This is a genomic window from Vibrio clamense (assembly GCF_050337905.1).
Classification (GTDB): domain Bacteria; phylum Pseudomonadota; class Gammaproteobacteria; order Enterobacterales; family Vibrionaceae; genus Vibrio; species Vibrio cortegadensis.
Genome location: NZ_JAKJTJ010000053.1, coordinates 1 through 3,511, shown reverse-complemented (window position 1 = coordinate 3,511; position 3,511 = coordinate 1). Strand labels below are relative to the sequence as shown.

Genomic DNA, 3,511 nt, shown 5'->3' with positions numbered 1-3,511 from the left:
GCAGGCTACGTATGTATGTCAGCATGTCGTAGAAAGCCTTCGCGACGGAAAGCCGAGGGGATTCTGGTCGGCAGAACCTGAGCCTGGGAATGAACGACCAGATTCATGGTGCAGTGCTTGCGAAGACAAAGTAAATAGCGATGGTGGTGAGTGGAATGATGAATCTGAAGCCTTTGCTGGCGTAACACTACTTTGCGGTGCTTGCTATGACCGAGCAAAAGAAATGAACGTCAAAAATTAGTTACGTTGCAAGGACCATATAACAAAGCATTTAAGAGGGATTCTCAACGCTCGGCATTTTTGCATCTACTTCAAATTTAGTGTTTACGGTACAATGCTTTAGGTTGGGTGGAGGCGTTGTTCACCCCTTAATGCGGCGTTATGCCTTTTAGGAGAAAGCAAAAAATGGCGAAAAACTGCGAAATTGGAAAAGTCGTGGAGATACCGCTCGAAAATGGATATTTCGGATATGGTTTAATTCTTAATGAACCAGTTGTAGCTTTCTCTAAACAGGTTTTTTCGAAGCCCCAACAGGACTTTATATCGCTGTTCGATGGACCTGTATTCTGTATTTGGGTAATGAAGCTTGCTCTTGGAGAGCAGGGGTGGAACAAAGTTGGAAAGTTAGAAGATCATGCTTTGTTTCATTCTCATCAGAAGTTCTACAAATTCGACTTAATATCTAAAAAATTCTCGATATACTCTGGTGCTCAAGAGACATCAGCTGAAAAGTCAGAGTGCTTGGAACTCGAGTGTGCAGCCGTTTGGGACAGAGAGCATGTAGAAGATAGGTTGCTCTCTCTTAGTGAGGGTAATGAGTGTAAGTGGACGACTTTATTGCGTGCTGACAGACAGGCATAACAAACAATTTAAGAGTGACTCCCAACGCGTGGCGAGTTTACTCCGATTTGAATTTTGTGTTTACGGTGCAGTGGTTTAGTTTGGGTGTTATAGCGTTGTCGCACCTTAATTGGGCGTTAACTTTCTAGTCAATTTCATCGAAAAGGAGAATAAATGGCAATTTTTGAGTTGTTTTCATCAAGACAAAAGAAAGCTCGTGGTGATGTGCCAGATGTCTATCAATATAAAGAAATCCCTAACAAGTTAAGGGTTCAAATAGTTCATGTCATCAAAGCAACAGTGGGAACGAGAGAAAACGATTCACATTATGGTGGACCGACAGTATCTGAAGTCATTTATAAAAGAATTCATGAAACCTTGTGTAAAGAGTACGGGGTATTTTCTCTTTCAAAGCAACAGTATGTTAGCAACTTTGAGGCGGTTTATAACTATTTCTTGAATACGGAGAATTTTGAAGAATGCTTAGACATTATAGAGCTAACTTTTAAATACGTAGAATTACATATAAAGCCTAATCAAAATCAATATTCACGTGATGCAGATACGAAGCAAAAGGCTGATGATGCCATTGAAGAGTTGAACCATAGGTTCAAAGAATCTGGTGTTGGGTATGAATTTTTATCTGGAGAAATTGTTAAAATTGATTCCCAATTTATTCATAGTGAAGTCGTTAAGCCTGCTTTAATGATATTACAAGGCGAAAAAGCCTATGCTGGAGCTAAAGACGAGTTTCTTTCTGCACATACGCATTATCGTAACCAGCGATATAAAGAAGCACTAGTCGATTGCCTGAAATCGTTTGAAAGTATGATGAAAGCTATATGTGAAAAAAGAGGCTGGCAGTTTGGGAAGAACGATACTGCGAAAAAACTAATCAATATTTGCTTAACTAATGACCTGATCCCTGGTTATATGCAAGAGCAGTTTTCCCAATTTAGAGCTTTACTCGAAAGTGGTGTACCAACTGTACGAAACAAAGAGGGAGGTCACGGTCAAGGTGCCGAAATTAAGAATGTTTCTGAAAATATGGTGAGTTATACCCTACACCTGACAGCAACTAACATTGTATTTCTTGGTCGGTGCGAAAAAGAAAGTTAACAAGCAATTTAAGAGGGATTCTCAACGCTTGGCACTTTTGCTTCTACTTCAAATTTAGTGTTTACGGTACAATACTTTAGGCTTGGGTATAGGCGTTGTTCACCCCTTAATTGGGCGTTATATTGCATAAGATTCAAAGAGTTAAATTATCCGTTTATCTTTGTTCTGCGTTCAAGCTACACACCTGTTCGTTTCGTGAAAGTTGCCATCAAAATGACCATCGCACGTAGAAAGTGTGGTGGTTAATTAGCTGCAACGTCACGCAAGTCTCCTCGTTAGTAAGTTTGCTGGCTCACGTTCATTTTGCGCTGCTTCTTTTTCGTGGAAATTTCATTGAAAATTGTGGTTTCAGAGCGCTTTGTCGTCAGGTTTCTCGTTCGAATTCTTTGTCACTCAGGGTACTCAAATTTCTCCTATTTCAGCTCATTTCGCTTCTTTGCCAAGTGCGTTTTGTTGTCTATGGTTTAGTTTCGAACTATCCGTTTTACTTCTGAGTTCAAAGCCAGTAGATTTGTAACCAATTCAGCACCTTGGCGCTAAACTTGGCTCTATCGTGCGGGCAATATAACAAACAATTTAAGAGTGACTCCTAACGCTTGCCGATTTTACTCCGATTTGAATTTTGTGTTTACGGCGCAATGGTTTAGTCTGGGTTTTATAGCGTTATCGCACCTTAATTGGGCGTTATATTGCATAAGATTCAAAGAGTTAAATTATCCGTTTATCTTTGTTCTGCGTTCAAGCTACACACCTGTTCGTTTCGTGAAAGTTGCCATCAAAATGACCATCGCACGTAGAAAGTGTGGTGGTTAATTAGCTGCAACGTCACGCAAGTCTCCTCGTTAGTAAGTTTGCTGGCTCAAGTTCATTTTGCGCGGCTTCTTTTTCGTGGAAACTTCACTGAAAATTGTGGTTTCAGCGCGCTTTGTCGTCAGGTTTCTCGTTCGAATTCTTTGTCACTCAGGCTACTCAAATTTCTCCAATTTCAGCTCATTTCGCTTCTTAGCCAAGTGTGCTTTACTGTCTATGATTGAGTTTCGAACTATCCATTTTACTTCTGAGTTCAAAGCCAGTAGATTTGTAACCAATTCAGCACCTTGGCGCTAAACTTGGCTCTGTCGTGCGGGCAATATAACAAACAATTTAAGAGTGACTCCCAACGCGTGGCGAGTTTACTCCGGTTTGAAATTTGTGTTTACGGTGCAATGGTTTAGCTTGGGTGTTATAGCGTTGTCGCACCTTAATTGGGCGTTAGGGCTCAGTATTAGCTTGGTCGAAAATAATATGATTAATGATAAGTATAGATGTAATCAGAACTGGTCGGAATGGTCTCGTTGTGTCACCAACATAAATGACATTGAGTTAGATTGGCGTTGGGTTTCATTTTATCGTGAAGGAAAATCACACAAAGGCATCAGTTCATTTTCACAACAAATTACACGTTTGTCAGCCAAGCAGGTAAACGGTGAATTCCTTAGTGAAATAGCAGAACTGCAAAACTTAGAATATTTGGAAATTGAGAGGCTATCGTCAGACACGTTACTTCCATTGG

Annotated in this window: 4 protein-coding genes; all 4 read left to right on the top strand. The window is 40.3% G+C overall.

Annotation, left to right across the window (positions count from 1 at the left end; translation table 11 throughout):
• The coding region (locus L4C39_RS19900; RefSeq protein ID WP_429747718.1) for a hypothetical protein at nt 1–241 on the top strand (241 nt) is incomplete at its 5' end.
• A gap of 164 nt (nt 242–405) precedes the next feature.
• The gene (locus tag L4C39_RS19895) at nt 406–861 is read left to right on the top strand and encodes an Imm26 family immunity protein (protein WP_429747716.1); all 456 of its coding nucleotides are present in this window, start codon (nt 406–408) and stop codon (nt 859–861) included.
• A gap of 153 nt (nt 862–1,014) precedes the next feature.
• Nucleotides 1,015–1,959 carry an abortive infection family protein gene (locus L4C39_RS19890; protein ID WP_429747714.1) on the top strand — a complete coding sequence of 315 codons (945 nt, stop codon included), beginning with the start codon at nt 1,015–1,017 and terminating at the stop codon, nt 1,957–1,959.
• A gap of 1,284 nt (nt 1,960–3,243) precedes the next feature.
• On the top strand, nt 3,244–3,511 hold a 268-nt coding region (locus L4C39_RS19885; protein ID WP_429747712.1), incomplete at its 3' end, for a hypothetical protein.